This is a genomic window from Planobispora longispora (assembly GCF_016863135.1).
Classification (GTDB): Bacteria; Actinomycetota; Actinomycetes; order Streptosporangiales; family Streptosporangiaceae; genus Planobispora; species Planobispora longispora.
Genome location: NZ_BOOH01000056.1, coordinates 24,824 through 41,025 on the forward strand (window position 1 = coordinate 24,824; position 16,202 = coordinate 41,025).

The 16,202-nt window shown below is 72.4% G+C and carries 15 protein-coding genes; 12 read left to right on the top strand and 3 right to left on the bottom strand.

The window, feature by feature from the left end; genetic code table 11:
• Positions 1–76: 76 nt before the first annotated feature.
• Complete coding sequence (locus Plo01_RS32350; RefSeq protein ID WP_203894546.1) at positions 77–1,282, bottom strand: MFS transporter; 1,206 nt, start codon at positions 1,280–1,282, stop codon at positions 77–79.
• A gap of 72 nt (positions 1,283–1,354) precedes the next feature.
• On the opposite strand from Plo01_RS32350, the gene Plo01_RS32355 reads away from it, so the two are divergent.
• The 10 genes from Plo01_RS32355 to Plo01_RS32400 all read left to right on the top strand — a co-directional run bounded on the left by Plo01_RS32355 (position 1,355) and on the right by Plo01_RS32400 (position 11,927).
• Positions 1,355–2,326, top strand: a complete 972-nt coding sequence (locus tag Plo01_RS32355) for a GlxA family transcriptional regulator (protein ID WP_203894547.1) — start codon at positions 1,355–1,357, stop codon at positions 2,324–2,326.
• A gap of 159 nt (positions 2,327–2,485) precedes the next feature.
• Complete coding sequence (locus Plo01_RS32360) at positions 2,486–3,007, top strand: MaoC family dehydratase (protein ID WP_203894548.1); 522 nt, start codon at positions 2,486–2,488, stop codon at positions 3,005–3,007.
• A gap of 73 nt (positions 3,008–3,080) precedes the next feature.
• On the top strand, positions 3,081–4,241 hold the full coding sequence (locus tag Plo01_RS32365; RefSeq protein WP_203894549.1) for an acyl-CoA dehydrogenase family protein: 1,161 nt from the start codon (positions 3,081–3,083) through the stop codon (positions 4,239–4,241).
• Between the two features lie 79 nt (positions 4,242–4,320).
• Positions 4,321–5,517, top strand: coding sequence for a sensor histidine kinase (locus tag Plo01_RS32370; RefSeq protein WP_203894550.1), 1,197 nt, complete (start codon positions 4,321–4,323; stop codon positions 5,515–5,517).
• A 193-nt stretch (positions 5,518–5,710) separates the two neighbouring features.
• Positions 5,711–7,015, top strand: a complete 1,305-nt coding sequence (locus tag Plo01_RS32375) for an MFS transporter (protein ID WP_203894551.1) — start codon at positions 5,711–5,713, stop codon at positions 7,013–7,015.
• Positions 7,016–7,070: 55 nt separating this feature from the next.
• Complete coding sequence (locus Plo01_RS32380; RefSeq protein WP_203894552.1) at positions 7,071–7,832, top strand: LytR/AlgR family response regulator transcription factor; 762 nt, start codon at positions 7,071–7,073, stop codon at positions 7,830–7,832.
• On the top strand, positions 7,829–8,293 hold the full coding sequence (locus Plo01_RS32385) for a hypothetical protein (RefSeq protein ID WP_203894553.1): 465 nt from the start codon (positions 7,829–7,831) through the stop codon (positions 8,291–8,293). The genes Plo01_RS32380 and Plo01_RS32385 overlap by 4 nt, the downstream gene beginning before the upstream one ends.
• Positions 8,290–9,789, top strand: coding sequence for a sodium/solute symporter (locus Plo01_RS32390; protein WP_203894554.1), 1,500 nt, complete (start codon positions 8,290–8,292; stop codon positions 9,787–9,789). The genes Plo01_RS32385 and Plo01_RS32390 overlap by 4 nt, the downstream gene beginning before the upstream one ends.
• A gap of 240 nt (positions 9,790–10,029) precedes the next feature.
• Positions 10,030–10,320: a DUF485 domain-containing protein gene (locus Plo01_RS32395; protein WP_307837420.1), complete on the top strand. Its 291-nt coding sequence runs from the start codon at positions 10,030–10,032 to the stop codon at positions 10,318–10,320.
• The gene (locus Plo01_RS32400; RefSeq protein ID WP_203894556.1) at positions 10,317–11,927 is read left to right on the top strand and encodes a monocarboxylic acid transporter; all 1,611 of its coding nucleotides are present in this window, start codon (positions 10,317–10,319) and stop codon (positions 11,925–11,927) included. Before Plo01_RS32395 ends, Plo01_RS32400 begins: the two co-directional genes overlap by 4 nt.
• A 119-nt stretch (positions 11,928–12,046) precedes the next feature.
• On the opposite strand, the gene Plo01_RS32405 is transcribed toward Plo01_RS32400, so the two are convergent.
• Positions 12,047–13,102 (bottom strand): hypothetical protein, encoded by a 1,056-nt coding sequence (locus Plo01_RS32405; protein ID WP_203894557.1) that lies wholly within the window; start codon positions 13,100–13,102, stop codon positions 12,047–12,049.
• Positions 13,103–13,304: 202 nt separating this feature from the next.
• Between Plo01_RS32405 and Plo01_RS32410 the strand changes: the two genes are divergently transcribed.
• Both Plo01_RS32410 and Plo01_RS32415 read left to right on the top strand, forming a co-directional pair.
• Complete coding sequence (locus tag Plo01_RS32410) at positions 13,305–14,543, top strand: sensor histidine kinase (protein WP_203894558.1); 1,239 nt, start codon at positions 13,305–13,307, stop codon at positions 14,541–14,543.
• Entirely contained in the window at positions 14,540–15,193 is a 654-nt protein-coding gene (locus tag Plo01_RS32415) for a response regulator (RefSeq protein ID WP_203894559.1), read from the top strand. The genes Plo01_RS32410 and Plo01_RS32415 overlap by 4 nt, the downstream gene beginning before the upstream one ends.
• Before the next feature lie 59 nt (positions 15,194–15,252).
• Here the strand turns inward: Plo01_RS32415 and Plo01_RS32420 are convergent, their stop codons facing one another.
• Positions 15,253–16,176 (bottom strand): aldo/keto reductase, encoded by a 924-nt coding sequence (locus Plo01_RS32420; RefSeq protein WP_203894560.1) that lies wholly within the window; start codon positions 16,174–16,176, stop codon positions 15,253–15,255.
• Positions 16,177–16,202 lie beyond the last annotated feature (26 nt).

Consider the following 16,202-nt stretch of genomic DNA (forward strand, 5'->3'; position numbering starts at 1 on the left):
GAGCGCGTCAGAGCCCGGCCCGGCGCATGCCCGCCGGGCCGGGCTCCGCGCCTCCGGACGCTTCCGGTGCGACCGGCTACGCCGACACGCAGGCCGGGACGGCGATCGGCCGGTCTTCGGCCTTCCGGGGTTCCCGGCCCAGCCGCCTGACCGGCTTGATCAACAGCAGTGCCGCCACCACGCCGACCGCCACCAGGGACGATCCCAGCATGAAGGCGCGCGGTTCGACCACCGCGGTGACCGGACCGGCCAGCGCCTGGCCGACCGCCATGCCCGCGACCGACCCGGCCACCTGGTAGGCGTTGACCCGGTTCAGCACGTCCGGAGCGACCTGCGTCTGCACGCTGGTCGACCACATCACCGACCAGAACGCCCACGCGCACCCGCCGAGCAGGTGCCCGGCCATCAGCAGCGGCAGCGGCAGCCCCAGCGCGACCGTCAGCGGCACCGCCACGTACCCGCTCAGCGCCGCCGCCCCGGCCGCCAGCGGCCTGCGCGGCCTGAGCCTGATCGCCACCAGCCCGCCCAGCACCGTGCCGAGGCCGAGCGCCGCCATCACCCAGCCGTAGTCGGCCCCGATGACCTGCGACGACAGCGGCACGTACGGCCCGACCACCAGAACGCCCCAGAACACCCAGACCAGGATGACCGACCACATCCAGCTCCTGGCCCTGAACTCCTGCCAGCCCCTGCGCAGGTCGCTCAGCACGTCGGAGGGCTCCGGCCTGGGGACGGCGACCCGCACCACCAGCAGGCACACCCCGCTGACCAGGAACGTCGCGGCGTCCACCGTGTAGACGAACACCGGCCCGGCCACGAGCATGAGCACTCCCGCCAGGGCGGGCCCGGCCAGATGGGTGATCGCCTCGGCGATCTTCAGTGTCGCGTTGGCCCGCTGCGGATCCTCGGCGACCAGGGGGACCATGCCGTTGACGCCCGGTTCGAACACCCCGGCGGCCATGCCCGACAGGAACGCCGTCACCAGCAACAGGGCGTACGGCGGAGCGCCGTCCAGGAAGGCGATCGCCACGATCCCCTGGGTGACGACCCTGACCGCGTCCGCGCCGATCATCAGGCGCCGGGCGCCGATCCGGTCGGCGACGACTCCGCCGAACAGCATGACCAGCACGGCCGACGCGGTCCAGAGCGCGAGCACGTAGCCGACGCCCGCGATCCCGTAGACCTTCCCGATCGCCAGAGCCGAGGCGACGGGCATCATCGCGTCACCCAGCAGCGAGATCGTGCGGGCCCCGAAATAGAGGGTGAAGTTCCTCGTCCACATGAGTCCCAATTCTGGATTTTTCCAGATCAGAGCGCCGGTGTCGCAGATGACATCATTGGGTACATTTACGCCATGCCCCTGGACTTCCCGGAAACGCCCCCGGCGCCCCTCGATCCGCATCGCGTGGTCGCCTTGGTCGCCCCGAGGCAGGAGCTCTACCCGATCACCTCCGCCGCGGCCGTCTTCGGCTATCACGGCCCCGACATCGTCCAGCACTACAGCTTCAGTCTGTGCGCCGAGCGGCCCGGCTCCCTGCCCACCACCCTCGGCGGTCCCATCCAGGTGGACCGCGGCCTCGAAGCCCTCGACGACGCCGACACCGTGTTCATCGCGAGCTGGACCCTCATCCCCGCGCCCGCCGTACTGCACGCGGTGTCCCGCGCCCACGCCCGGGGCGCCCGCATCGTCGCCGTCTGGGCCGGGATCTTCGTCCCCGCCGCCCTGGGCCTCCTGGACGGCCGCCGCGCCTCCGTCCACTGGGAACTGTCCGCCGAACTCACCGCCCGCCACCCCCGCGTCATCCCCGACGACACCGTCATCTACGTCGACCACGGCGACGTCGCCACCGCCGGGGCCTCGGCCGCCACCCTCGACCTCTGCCTCCACCAGGTCCTCCAGGAGCACGGCGCGGCCCACGCCATGCGCATCGGCCGTCAGCTCGCCGCCGGGCCGCACCGCGAGGGCTGCCAGCGGCAGTACCCTCCCCTGCCCACCGCCGGCCCCATGCCGGACTCCCTGGCCCCCCTGCTCGAATGGCTCCTGTCGCGCCTGCCCGACCAGATCACCGTCGAGGACATGGCCGCCTACTCGGGTGTCTCCTCCCGCACCCTCACCCGCCAGTTCACCGACCAGCTCGGCGTCCCGCCCGCCCGCTGGCTGCTGGAACGCCGCCTGGCCGCCACCCGCGCCCTGCTGGAGGAGACCGACCTGCCGGTCGAGACCATCGCCGCCCGCGTCGGCCTCTCCTCGGCGGTCAACCTCCGCCGCCGCTTCCACAACGCCCTGCGCACCACCCCGGCCGCCTACCGCCGCTCCTTCCGCTGAAGCCCCCAGAGGCTCCACGGGGGCCGGGGCCGGCATGGGCGGCCCGGATATAGACCGCGTCGGACGGCGCAGGGTAACGTCCTTCCCGACGGAACAATGTTCCAGTCCGGCGCGGCCGAGACGTTAGGCGGCGCGCGAACCCGTGGCGGAGGGGAAGGCATGCAGTTCGGTCGCACCTATGAGGAGTTCGAGGTCGGCGCCGTCTACAAGCACTGGCCCGGCAAGACGGTGACGGAGTACGACAACCACCTGTTCTGCCTGCTGACCATGAACCATCATCCCGTCCACCTGGACGACAACTACTCCGCGACCACGGACCACGGCCGGAACCTCGTCGTCGGCAACTACGTCTACTCCCTGCTGACCGGCATGTCCGTCCCGGACGTCTCCGGGAAGGCGATCGCGAACCTCGAGGTCGACTCGCTCAAGCACGTCGCCCCCACCTTCCACGGGGACACGATCTACGGCGAGACGACCGTGCTGGAGAAGAGACGGTCGGCGTCGAAGGAAGACCGCGGCATCGTCCTCGTGGAGACCAGGGGGTACAAGCAGGACGGCACCCTGGTCTGCGTCTTCCGCCGCAGGGTCATGGTCCCGACGGAGGCCTACCTGAAGGAACGCGGCGACCAGCCGGGCCGTCCGGTCCCTCAGCAGCCGCTGACGCCCGCTCCCGGCGCGTGATCAGGCCAGGACCGGCCCCTGATGATCTGAGAAGGACCGTTCCGGTCATCCCCGTGGCTGAAAGGACCCAGTGGTGGACTTCGAGTTGAACGACGAGCAGCGCTTGTTCCGCCAGACCCTGCGGGAGTTCGTCGACTCCGAGATCGTGCCGGTCGCCTCGGAGTGGGAGCGGACCGGCCGCTACCCCACGGAGATCGTCGAGCGGTTCAGGCAGCTCGGCCTCTTCGGGATGACGATCCCCGAGGAGTACGGCGGGCTGGCCCTGGACCGGGTCTCGTTCGCGCTGGTCTTCGAGGAGATCGCGCGGGGCTGGATGGGCGTGGCCGGGGTGCTCGGCTCGCACTCGCTGGCCGCGTGGATGATCGCCCAGCACGGGACCGAGGAGCAGAAGAAGACCTACCTGCCGGACCTGGCCACCGGCGCCCGCCGTACCGGCATCGCGCTGACCGAGCCGGGCGCGGGCACGGACCTGCAGGGCATCCAGACCCGGGCCGTCCGCGACGGCGACCACTACGTGGTCAACGGGACCAAGACGTGGATCACCAACGCCCGCCACGCCGACCCGATGCCCGTCCTGGTCAAGACCTCGGTCACCGAGCCCGCCCACCGCGGCATGTCCCTGCTCCTCGTCGAGGCCGGGACCCCCGGCTACACCGTCAGCCGCGACCTGCCCAAGCTCGGCTACAAGGGAACCGAGACCTGCGAGATCTCGCTGGCGGACGTGCGGGTGCCGGTGGCGAACCTGCTCGGCGGGACCGAGGGCCGGGGAATGCAGCAGGCCCTGTCCGCCCTGGAACTCGGCCGGGTCAACATCGCCGCCCGCGCCGTCGGCGTCTCCCAGTGCGCCTACGACGCCGCGCTGAACTACTCCCGTGAGCGCCACGCCTTCGGCAAGCCCATCGCCGACTTCCAGGCGATCCAGCTCAAGCTCGCCGACATGGCCACCGAGATCCAGGCCGCCCGGCTGCTCACCTACTGGGCGGCCGTCCGCTCGGAGTCGGGCGCGGTGAACGCCGAGGCCGCGATGGCCAAGTACTTCGCCTCCGAGGTCGCGCTCCGCACCACGATGGAGGCCATGCGCGTGCACGGCGGCTACGGCTACTCCCAGGAGTTCGTGGTCGAGCGGCTCTACCGCGACGCGCCGCTCATGGCCATCGGCGAGGGCACCAACGACGTGCAGCGGATGGTCATCGCCAGAGCCCTCGTCTCGGAGGCCGTCAAGATCGGCTGGTGACCCGCCGGCGCCCCGCCGCCGAGCCCGGTTCCGCGTGAGCGGGGCCGGGCCGTACGGCGAGCGGATAGGGTCCGGAAGCGTGGAACCCGTCGTCGCCGTGCTCCTGGTCGTCGTCCTCGTCAGCGTTCCCGCCCTGGTGCTGTGGCGGGTGTTGCGCGGGCGGCGGGATCTGGGCAGCAGCCCGGCCGAGCGGGCCACGTTCGAGACCCTGCACACCGCCTCGCTCGCCGCGCCGCCGCTGCGGGCCGGGCTGACCGAGACGGGCGCGCAGAAGGCGTCCCGGCACCTGCGCGCGCTGCTGGGCTCCCCGGCGCTGGCGATCACCGACGAGCAGGGGCTGCTGGTCTACGACGGCGAGGGCGACCACCACGCCCACGAGGCGTTCGCCAACGCCGCCCGCACCCTCGCCGACGGGCGCACCCAGGTGCTCGGCCCCGAGGTCGTCTCGTGCGACCTGCCCGAGTGCCCGATCCGGTTCGCGGTGGTGGTGCCGCTGACCACCGACGGCCGGGTGGTCGGCTCGCTGGCCGCCTACGGCGGCAACGCCTCGGCGGGCCTGGTGCGGGCCGCCCACGAGGTGGCGCGCTGGGTGGACTCCCAGCTGGAGCTGGCCGAGCTGGACCGTTCCCGGACGCGGCTGATGGAGGCCGAGGTGCGGGCCCTGCGCGCGCAGATCTCCCCGCACTTCATCTACAACTCGCTGACCACGATCGCGAGCTTCGTCCGCTCCGACCCGGACCGTTCCCGCGAGCTGCTGCTGGACTTCGCCGACTTCACCCGCTACTCCTTCCGGCGGCACGGGGAGTTCACCACGCTCGCCGAGGAGCTGCGCTCCATCGACCGCTACCTCACCCTGGAGCGCGCCCGCTTCGGCGACCAGCTCCAGGTCACACTGCGCATCGCGCCCGAGGTGCTCGCCGTGGCGGTGCCGTTCCTGTGCCTGCAGCCCCTGGTGGAGAACGCGGTACGGCACGGCCTGGAGAGCAAGCCCGGCGTCGGCCGCATCTCCATCGTCGCCGAGGACGCCGGGTCCGAGTGCCGGATCAGCGTCGAGGACGACGGGGTCGGCATGGACCCCGACCGGCTCCGCAGAATCCTGGCCGGGGACGCCGACGAGCGCTCCGGGACCGGGGGAGTGGGCCTGGGCAACGTGGACGAGCGGCTGCGCCAGGTCTACGGCGACGAGTACGGCCTGGTCGTGGAGACCGGCAAGGGGGCGGGCACGAAGGTCAGCGTCCGCCTGCCCAAGTACCGCCCCGGCGTCTCCGTCCGCTGAGCGCTCCCGTCCGTCGAGGCTTCCCGTCGGCCGGGCGCCCCGGTCCGTCTGGCTCCTCGCCCGCGTTGGCCGCCTCCCGCGTCTGACACATTGAACGGCGCGTGTTTGACATATCGAATAGCGGTGGAAATATCGCACAGGTCGTGTCAAGATCGCTTGTCTCGCGCATGTCCGACGTCCCCCCGGAGAGTCCATGAGCGCCAGCCACACGGGCACCCCCGGCCCGGCCGCCGATCCGAAATCCGCGCCCTCGGCGGCCCCGCGCGGGCTGGGGCGGGGATTCTGGACGCTGTTCTCCTCCAGCACCGTCTCCAACCTGGCCGACGGCATGGGCCGGGTGGCCCTGCCGCTGCTGGCGGTGAGCCTCACCCGCGAACCGGTGCTGGTGGCGGCGCTGACGTCGCTCACCTTCCTGCCGTGGCTGCTGTTCGCGGTCGTCAGCGGCGCGCTGGTGGACCGGGTCGACCGGCGCCGGGCGATGATCGCCGCCCAGGTCGTCAGGACCGTGATCGTCGGCCTGCTCGGGGCGGCGGTGCTGACCGGGCAGGCGGCGCTGTGGATGCTCTACGTGGCGGCCTTCGCCCTCGGCGCCGTCGAGACGCTCTACGACAACGCGGCCCACTCCATGACGCCCGCGGTGGTCCGGCGGGACCAGCTGGAGAAGGCCAACGGCCGGGTCGAGGCCGCGAGCGTCGTCGCCGACAGCTTCCTCGGCGCCCCGCTGGCCAGCGCCCTGTTCGTCGCCGCCGCGGCGCTGCCGTTCCTGGCGAACTCGACGCTCTTCCTGCTGGCCGGGGTGCTCCTGCTCTTCCTGCCCGGCCGCTACCGGGCCGAGCCGGCGGCGGGGGCCGGGCGGCCCGCGAACCTGCGCGCGGAGATCGCCGAGGGGGTGCGCTGGCTCTGGAACCACCGGCTGCTGCGCGGGCTCACCGCGATCTCCTCCCTCCACGGGGCGGTGTTCCAGGGAGTCACGGCGGTGACCGTGCTGCTGGTGACGGACCTGCTGCGGCTGCCCGCCGCCGCCTACGGCTGGTTCGTGCTGACCGGGGGGATCGGCGGGGTGGTCGGCGGGCTGATCGCGCCGGTGCTGACCCGCAGGTGGCCGCGGGCCGTCGTGATGGCCGTCGCGCTGACGACCCCGGGTGTCTGCTTCGTGCTCATCGCCGCCCTCCCGTTCCCGGCGACGCTCGCGGTCGCGACGATGCTCGGCGCGGGATCGATCATGGTGTGGAACATCCTGATCATGTCGCTGCGCCAGGCCCTGGTCCCGCCGGCCCTGTTCGGCCGGGTGCTGGGGGCGATCCGTACGGTCCTGTGGGGCTTCATGCCGCTCGGCGCGCTGTGCGGCGGCCTGCTGGCCGAGGCGTTCGGGCTCCGCGCCCTCGCGGTGATCGGCGGGTGCCTGATGCTGCTTCTCATGGTGCCGCTCGGGCTGATCCTGCACCGGCACAGGGCCGTGCTGCGCACGCTGAACAGCTCGGATACTGTTGACACCTGATGTCTGATTCATCACCCTCTAGGGATTCGCTGACGAACGACCCGGAGGAGTAAGCGTGACCGGCCTGCGCGTCCTGGCGGTGGACGACGAGCTCCCCGCGCTGGAGGATCTGGCCTACCTTCTCCGGGCCGATCCCCGCATCGGGGAGGTCGCGCTGGCCAGGGACGGGGCGGCCGCCCTCCGGGCCCTGGACCGGGCCATCGCCGACGGGCGGCCGATCGACGCGGTCTTCCTGGACATCCGGATGCGCGGCCTGGACGGGGTGGTCCTCGGTAGGCTGCTGTCGCAGTTCGCCAACCCGCCGAGGGTGGTGTTCGTGACCGCCTACGAGGAGCACGCGGTGGACGCCTTCGAGCTCAAGGCGGAGGATTACCTGCTCAAGCCGGTCCGGCCGGAGCGGCTGGCCGAGGCCATCCGACGGGTGTGCGTCTCGGCCGAGCTGCCGGAGGGCGACGGGGCGGGCCGCGCCGACCCAGGGACCATCCCGGTCGAGCTCGGCGGCGTGACCCGGTTCGTGGCCAGCACCGAGGTCCGCTACGTCGAGGCGCAGGGCGACTACGCCCGCCTGCACACCGCGACCGGCAGCCACCTGGTCCGCATCTCGCTGGCGACGCTGGAGGAGCGCTGGGCCTCGGCCGGGTTCATCCGGGTGCACCGCAGCCACCTGGTCGCGGTCAAGCACATCGACGAGCTGCACATCGACTCCGGCCGCTGCGTGGTCCGCATCGGCGAGACCGAGATCCCGGTCAGCCGCCGCCACACGCGCGAACTGCGCGACCTGCTGGTCCGCCGGGCGCGCAAGGGGCGGGCGGAGTGAGCCGGGAACGCGAGCGCCCGCGCCGCGAGAGCGAACGGCCCCGCCGGGAGGGCGAGCGGTCCCGGAGGGAGGGCGAGCGGCGCAGGGACGCCGAGCGGCCCCGCCGGGAGGTGGTGACCAGCCCGCGCACGACGGCCGCCCGCCACCCCCGCTACCCGGCGAGCCGGGAGATCGACGAGCAGACCCGGCTGGGCGAGGTCTACATGCGCTCGCTGGTCCGCACCCAGTTCCGGCTGGCCCTGTTCGTCTGCACGGTGCTCGGCTGCGTGGTCGGCGGGCTGCCGCTGCTGTTCCTGCTCGTGCCGGAGCTGCGCGAGGTCAGGCTGCTGGGGATCCCGCTGCCCTGGGCGGTGCTGGCCGGGCTGATCTACCCGTTCTTCGTGCTCGGGGCCTGGCTCTACGTGCGGCAGGCCGAGCGCAACGAGCGCGACTTCGCCGAGCTGGTGGAGCGCGAACGATGAGCACGGCCTACGGCATGACCGCGGTGGTGCTGGTGGTGCTGGCCGCGGTGCTGATCGGGGCGTTCGGCATCCGGCTGTCGCGGACCACCTCCGACTTCTACGTCGCCTCCCGGACCGTCTCCCCGCTGTGGAACGCCTCCGCCATCGGCGGGGAGTACCTGTCGGCGGCGAGCTTCCTGGGCATCGCCGGGCTGATCCTCACCTACGGCGCCGACATGTTGTGGCTGCCGGTCGGCTGGACCGGCGGCTACCTGGTGCTGCTCGTCCTGGTCTCCGCGCCGCTGCGCCGCTCGGGCGCCTACACGCTGCCGGACTTCGCCGAGGCGCGGCTGGAGTCGATGGCGGTACGGCGCGTGGCCAGCGTGCTGGTCGTGCTGATCGGCTGGCTGTACCTGATGCCGCAGTTCCAGAGCGCCGGCCTGGTGCTGCGGACCGTCACCGGCGCCCCGGTCTGGGTGGGGGCGCTGCTGGTGGCGGCGGTGGTCGCGGTCAACGTGATGTCCGGCGGGATGCGCTCGATCACCTTCGTGCAGGCCTTCCAGTACTGGCTCAAGCTCACCGCGCTCGCCGTGCCGCTGGTGTTCCTGGTGCTGGCCTGGCGGTCGGACGGGTCCCCCGGGCTGAGCGCGCACGACGCGGTCACCTGGGCGCTGCCCCTGTCGGGCGACAGGGAGTACGGCCTCTACTCGACCTACTCGCTGATCCTGGCGACCTTCCTGGGCACCATGGGGCTGCCGCACGTGCTGGTGCGCTTCTACACCAACCCGGACGGGCGGGCCGCCCGCCGTACGACGCTGGTGGTGCTCTCCCTGCTCGGCGCGTTCTACCTGCTGCCCGCCCTGTACGGCGCGCTGGGCCGCATCTACGTGCCGGAGCTGGAGGGCAGCGACACGGTGGTGCTGACCCTGCCGGGACGGCTGATCGGGGGAGTGGCGGGGGACCTCCTGACGGCCCTGGTGACGGCGGGCGCGTTCGCGGCGTTCCTGTCCACCTCCTCGGGGCTGACCGTGTCCGTGGCGGGAGTGATCGGGCAGGACATCCTCAAGGGCGGGGTGCGCTCGTTCCGGACGGCGGCGGTGCTGGCGGTGATCGTGCCGCTGGTCCTGGCCATCGGCGCGCGCGCCCTGCCGGTCGCCGACGTGGTGGGCCTGGCCTTCGCGGTGGCCGCCTCGTCGTTCTGCCCGCTGCTGGTGCTCGGCATCTGGTGGCGGCGGCTGACGTCGGCGGGGGCGCTGGCCGGGCTGCTCACCGGCGGCGGCCTGGCCTGCGTCGCGGTCCTGACGACGATCGGCGGGGGCCCGCACACCGGCCTGGCCGGTGCCCTGCTGGCCCAGCCGGCCGCCTGGACGGTGCCGATCGCCTTCGCGGTGATGGTGGTCGTCTCGCTGCTCACCCCGGGCCGCATCCCGCCGGGGGTCGCCCGCACGATGGTCCGCCTGCACACCCCGGAGAACCTCGACCTCGACCGCGGGGACTGGCGGCCCCGTCACACCTGAGGCGTCCCCCCGCCGGTGGGCCGCGCCGTCCGGCACGGGGAGCCGTTCGTCGCACGATTAGGACCTTTCATCGCAAGCCCTACCCAGCTGAACGCGGCCCGGCGGCGGCTGGGCGAAGAGTCCGTCCGGAGGCCTCCTCGGCGGGTAGCGTCCCCTCCTACGGTGTTCGTGATCCAGATCACATGCGCAGGAGGTCTCCCCGTGGCCACCCAACAACATGACTCATCGGTTTATGAACAGGTGCAGGCCAGTGAACGCTTCCAGGAGCTGAAGCGTCACTTCCGCGCCTGGACGTTCCCGATGACCGCGGCCTTCCTCTCGTGGTACCTGCTCTACGTGGTGTTGTCCGGCTGGGCGCGTGACTTCATGGGCATCAAGGTGCTGGGCAACATCAACGTCGGCTTGATCCTCGGTCTGCTCCAGTTCGTCTCCACGTTCTGGATCGCCCGGGCCTACTCGCGGCACGCGGAGAAGAAGCTCGACCCGATCGCCGACGAGATCCGCCACGAGATCGAGGGAAGGCCCGAATGAGCTCCCAGTCCCTTGCCGCCGTCCTGTTCCTGCTCTTCGTCGTCGCGACGCTGGCGATCACGTTCTGGGCCAGCCGGCAGACCAAGACGGCCGCCGACTACTACGCCGGAGGCCGGTCCTTCAGCGGCGTGCAGAACGGCCTGGCGATCGGCGGCGACTACATGTCGGCGGCGAGCTTCCTCGGCATCGCCGGCATCATCGCGCTGTCGGGGTACGACGGCTTCCTCTACTCGATCGGTTTCCTGGTCGCCTGGCTGGTGGCGCTGCTGCTGGTCGCGGAGCTGATGCGCAACTCCGGCAAGTTCACCATGGCCGACGTGCTGGCCTTCCGGATGAGCCCGCGCCCGGTCCGCACCGCCGCGGGCGTCTCCACCATCGTCGTGTCGATCGTCTATCTGGTGGCGCAGATGCTCGGCGCGGGCGTGCTGGTCGGCCTGCTGCTCGGCGTGACCAACCCGGAGGGCAAGGCGTGGACGATCGTCGGCGTCGGCATCCTGATGATCATCTACGTGGTCGTCGGCGGCATGAAGGGCACCACCTGGGTGCAGATCGTCAAGGCCGTGCTGCTCATGGGCGGCGCGACCCTGATCACACTGCTGGTGCTGGGCAAGTACGGCTTCAACCTCTCCGGCCTGCTGGGTGACGCCGCCGCGCAGAGCGGCAAGGGCGACGCCTTCCTGGAGCCGGGCCTGAAGTACGGCACCGAGGCGCAGGGCCTGGCGGGCAAGCTCGACCTGATCAGCCTGGGCCTGGCCCTGGTGCTCGGCACGGCCGGCCTGCCGCACATCCTGATCCGCTTCTACACCGTGCCCACCGCCAAGGACGCCCGCAAGTCGGTCATCTGGGGCATCGGCATCATCGGCTCCTTCTACCTGCTCACCCTCGTGCTGGGCTTCGGCGCGGCGGCGCTGGTCGGCGGCTCGACGATCGCGGCGCAGGACAAGGGAGGCAACACCGCGGCGCCGCTGCTCGCCCAGAAGATCGGTCAGGAGATCTTCGGCGACGTGGGCGGCACGATCCTGCTGGCCGTCATCGCGGCGGTCGCCTTCGCCACGATCCTGGCGGTCGTGGCCGGTCTGACGCTGGCCTCCAGCTCCTCCTTCGCCCACGACCTGTACGCGCACGTGTTCAAGCGCGGCAACGTCACCGACAAGGAGGAGGTCGTGGTCGCCCGGATCTCCGCCTTCGTCATCGGCGCGGTGGCCATCGGGCTCAGCATCCTCGCCCAGGGGCAGAACGTGGCCTTCCTGGTCGCCCTGGCCTTCGCGGTGGCGGCCTCGGGCAACCTTCCGGCGATCCTCTACAGCCTGTTCTGGAAGGACTTCAACACCGCGGGCGCGGTCTCGGCCATCTACGGCGGCCTGATCTCCGCCGTGGTGCTGGTGATCTTCTCGCCGGTCGTGTCGGGCAGCGCCACCGCGCTGTTCCCCGACGCCGACTTCGCCTGGTTCCCGCTGAGCAACCCCGGTCTGGTCTCCATCCCACTCGGCTTCCTGGCCGGATGGGCCGGCACCAAGCTCAGCAAGGAGTACAACGCGGCCAAGTACGCCGAGATCGAGGTCCGCGCCCTCACCGGCGTCGGAGCCGAGAAGGCGTCCGAGCACTAGGGACGCCAAGGCCGCTCGCCATATCGCGGAGGGCCCCGGCCGGGACAGGCCGGGGCCCTCCGTACGTCGAGGTCAGTGGGACGCCTCGTCCGGCAGGGTGAGCTCGCCCTCGGTCGGCTTCACCTCGGCGACCGCGAGCAGCTGCCGGAGCAGGTCTCGAGCCTGCGCCGGTGGTATGCCAGCGTGGCCAGGCCCAGCGCGATCCCCCACGGCAGCCACAGCAGGGCGGGGGCGCCGCTGCCGGTGACGGGCAGTCCGTCGGGGATGATCTGCTGGTACGGCGCCATCCCGGCCGTGGTGACGGCGACGGCGACCACCGTGGCGGGGATCACGGCCAGCGCCACGGGTACACGCCGGCCGCCCAGGTAGGGCACCCATCGCGGCAGGACCGTGCCCCAGCGCATGGACAGCCCGAGTGTGAGCAGCGCACCGGCCACGGCGGACAGGGGAAGGCTGTAAACGACCAGCGGTCCGAGCCCCTTCGACTCCATGTCGGCCAGCAGGTCCCGGATGAACTGCCGGTCCACGCCCAGCGGGACGCCGAGGACCCACACCGCCCGCTGCACCGCGTACGGCAGCGGCGCGACCACCGCCACCGCGGTCGCCCAGCGGCCGATCCGGGCCCAGCGCGCCGCCGAACCCGGCTCGGCGTGCGGCCGGTCGCACCGCGGGCAGCGGGGACCGCTCAGCAGCGACGCCGCCGTGCCGGCGAGCAGCGCCCCGCCGAAGGCGCACAGCAGCTGGTTCACCACCGGCCAGTCCACGAGACCGACGTATCCCTGCAACCCGTAGGCCATGCTCTGGAGCACCCGGACGTCCGGGACCACCAGCAGCAGCGGGGCCGCCACCACCAGGAGCACGACGGCCGCCGCCCGGCGCGGGACCCGCCCCGTCTGCGGCGATCGCGTCCGCAGAGCGGCGACCAGACCGGCCGCGCAGCCGAAGGCGATGACGAGACCGGCCGATCCGGGCTCGGCGGCGACCAGCCAGCTCCCCATGTCCCCGCCCCTGGGGTCGCCGACGCCGAGAGGGAAGCCGGCGCCGCCGGACGCCCAGTACACGGCGAGGGTTCCGTAGCCCAGGCACCACAGGGCGGCCGCGTAGGGGAGCAGGATCCGCAGCCGCTCCGCCACTCCGACGCCGCGCCGCCCGGTCACCACCTCCGTCGCGGTCACCGACGTCCCCCTGACCGGATGCCGAGCGGACCACCGGGGCGGCACGCTCCGTGGGGTGGATGCGAATGGGCCATGTCTTCTCCTGGTGTCCTCTGCCGCCCCTGTCCGGGGCACGTTCCGGACAATCGCAGCCCTCCCGGCAGCCGCGGTATCCACCGATCGGCAGATACAGACCTCATCGGGCACGCTCTATGCTGGGCCCGTGATCGACAGCGCGGCCACCGGCGAGCCGGAGCGAGTGGACGCCGAACGCCTCGCCGCACGTGTGCTCCTCACCGTTGCGCCGCTGGCCGCCTCCCTCGCCCTGGCCTCGGCGCTGCATCCGGGTACGAGCCCGCTGCTGAAGGTGCCCGCCACTCTGGCACTGGGCACGCTGGGAGTGCTGGTCGCCGGAGGGCTTCGCATCCGGCGGATCCTCGGTACGGCGGTCGGCTCGGTCTCCGTCATCTCGATCGTCTGCGTCATCGTGTGGTTCACCGGCTCGCCCCCGGGGCCCGGCGGCTCGTGGCCGCTGCTGCACGCCATGGCGCTGATGGTCATGGTGGCCCTGGCGTGCCGGTGGTCGCCGCTCCGGGAGGCCGCCGCCTCGGGCGCGCTGTCCGTGCTCGCCTCGGCGGCCCTCGGTCTCCCGATCACCGGACCGTCGCGGGGACTCTGGTGGGAGCCCGTCGCGGTCTGCGCGTTCTGGGCGCTTCCCGCGGTCGTGGGCGCCGGGGCCGGAGGGTACCTGCGCTGGCTGGACGCCCGCAGGGTCCAGGCGGTACGGCAGGCCCGCCGGGCGCAGCGCGTCCAGCTCGCCGGCGACCTGCACGATTTCGTGGCCCACGACGTCAGCGCCATGGTCGTCCAGGTCCAGGCCGCCCAGGTGCTGCTCCGCGCCGATCCCGACGAGGCGGCGAGGGTGCTGCGGCGCATCGAGTCGGACGGCACGCGCGCGCTCGCCTCGATGGACCGGACGATCAGGATGCTGCGCGAGCTGGAGTACGGCGCGGGCCCCGGCCGTACGACGTCGCCCGGCGCGAGCGAGCTGCCAGAGCTGATCGCGCGCTACGCGGACAGCGGCGCGGGGCCGATCGAGCTGGACATGGCCCCGGGACTGGACCGGGCGCTGCACCAGGAGGCGAGCACGGCCGTGTACCGCGTGGTGGTCGAGGCGCTCACGAACGTGCGCCGGCATGCCCGTCCCGGCTGCCCGGTCACCGTCGAACTGGCCGGATCCGCGGGATCCGGCATCGTGCTCACGGTCACCGACCAGGGGGGCGATCCCGGTCAGGCGCCGCGCGGCCTCACCGGCCGGCGCCGCGGAGGAGGAGTGGGACTGACCGGCCTCGCCGAGCGGATCGAGGCGCTCGGCGGCGTCTTCAGCGCCGGGCCCGTTCCTCCGGCGGGCTGGCGGGTCCGCGCCGAGCTTCCCGCCGCTCTCCTGGAGCCGGCGCCGTGACCATCCGGGTACTCATCGCCGACGATCAGGAGCAGGTCAGGTTCGGGTTCCGTACCATCCTCGGTGCCGCCCCGGACATCGAGGTGGTCGGCCAGGCCGCCGACGGCGTGGAGGCCCTGGGCCTGGCCGGACGGCTCCTGCCCGACGTGGTGATCGCCGATATCCGGATGCCCCGGATGGACGGGCTGGAACTGACCCGGCTCCTCTGCTCCCCCGGCGCGCCGGTGAGCGCGCGGGTGGTCGTGGTCACCACCTACGACCTGGACGCCTACGTGCACACGGCGCTGCGCCACGGCGCCTGCGGCTTCCTGCTCAAGCACTCGGGTCCCGGGCTGCTGGTCGAGGCCGTGCGCGCCGCGATGACCGGGGACGCCCTGATCAGCCCGTCGGTGACGGTACGGCTGCTGCGCGAGCTGTCCGGACGGGACGGGGAACCGGCCCGGGCGCAGCCGCTGACCGGCCGAGAGCTGGACATCGTCTCCCTGGTGGCCGACGGCCGGACCAACGCGGAGATCGGCGCCGAACTGTACATCACCGCCGGAACCGTCAAGACCCATCTCGCCCACATCCAGCGCAAGCTCGGTGTGCGCAACCGGGTCGGCATCGCCGCGTGGGCGTGGGAGACCGGTCACCGGCAGCCCGGGCGCTGACCGGCCCCGGAATACGGAGGGCCCGGCCGGGACAGGACGGAGCCCTCCGTACGCCGAGGTCAGCGGGACGCCTCGTCCAGCAGGGCGAGCTCGTCCTCGGCCAGTTCCACCTCGGCGACCGCGAGCAGCGGCCGGAGCTGCTCGACGTCGCGGGCGCTGGCGATCGGCGCGGCCACGGTGGGCTGGGCGGCCAGCCAGGCGAGCGCGATCGTCGCCGGGACGGCGCCGTGGGCGGCGGCCACCTTCTCCAGGGCGTCCAGGACGCGGGGGCCGCGCTCGGTGGCCAGGTACGCGGAGGCCCTGGCGGCGCGCGGGCTGTCGACCTCGACGCCGGGCCGGTACTTGCCGGTCAGGAAGCCGCGGGCCAGCCCGTAGTACGGCGTGCTGGTCAGCCCGGCTCCGGCCACCACCTCCCGAAGGGCGCCCTCGTAGTCGCGCTCCACCAGGTTGTACTGCTGCTGCAGCACCCCGTAGCGGGCCAGGCCCTCCCGCTCGGAGACGGCCAGCGCCTCGGCCAGCCGGTCGGCCTCGTAGTTGGAGGCGCCGATGTTGCGGATCTTGCCCTCGCGGATGAGCGCGTCGAACGTGCCGAGGGTCTCCTCCAGCGGGGTCTCGTCGTCGTCGAGGTGTGCCCAGTACAGGTCGATGTAGTCGGTCCCCAGGCGGCGGAGCGAGTCTTCCACGGCCGCGCGGATGTTCGCCGCCGACAGCCCCGGACGGCTGTCCAGCATGCCGACCTTGGTCGCCAGCACGATCTGGTCGCGGTTGCGGCGGGCGGTCATCCACTCGCCGATGATCGCCTCCGACTCGCCGCCCACGTGCCCCGGAGCCCAGCTGGAGTAGACGTCGGCGGTGTCGATGAAGTTGCCGCCCGCTTCGACGTAGGCGTCCAGGACGGCGAAGGAGGCGTCCCGGTCGGCGGTCCAGCCGAAGACATTGCCGCCGAGGCAGAGCGGGAAGAGGTTCAGCTCAGAAAAGCTCATGGTCGCCACTCTATTGGCGAATAGTC

Coding starts and splice junctions, on each gene's coding strand:
- Plo01_RS32420 (WP_203894560.1), bottom strand. CDS start 16,176: ATGAGCTTTTCTGAGCTGAACCTCTTCCCGCTCTGCCTCGGCGGCAAT.
- Plo01_RS32400 (WP_203894556.1), top strand. CDS start 10,317: ATGAGCTCCCAGTCCCTTGCCGCCGTCCTGTTCCTGCTCTTCGTCGTC.
- Plo01_RS32390 (WP_203894554.1), top strand. CDS start 8,290: ATGAGCACGGCCTACGGCATGACCGCGGTGGTGCTGGTGGTGCTGGCC.
- Plo01_RS32355 (WP_203894547.1), top strand. CDS start 1,355: ATGCCCCTGGACTTCCCGGAAACGCCCCCGGCGCCCCTCGATCCGCAT.
- Plo01_RS32350 (WP_203894546.1), bottom strand. CDS start 1,282: ATGTGGACGAGGAACTTCACCCTCTATTTCGGGGCCCGCACGATCTCG.
- Plo01_RS32360 (WP_203894548.1), top strand. CDS start 2,486: ATGCAGTTCGGTCGCACCTATGAGGAGTTCGAGGTCGGCGCCGTCTAC.
- Plo01_RS32375 (WP_203894551.1), top strand. CDS start 5,711: ATGAGCGCCAGCCACACGGGCACCCCCGGCCCGGCCGCCGATCCGAAA.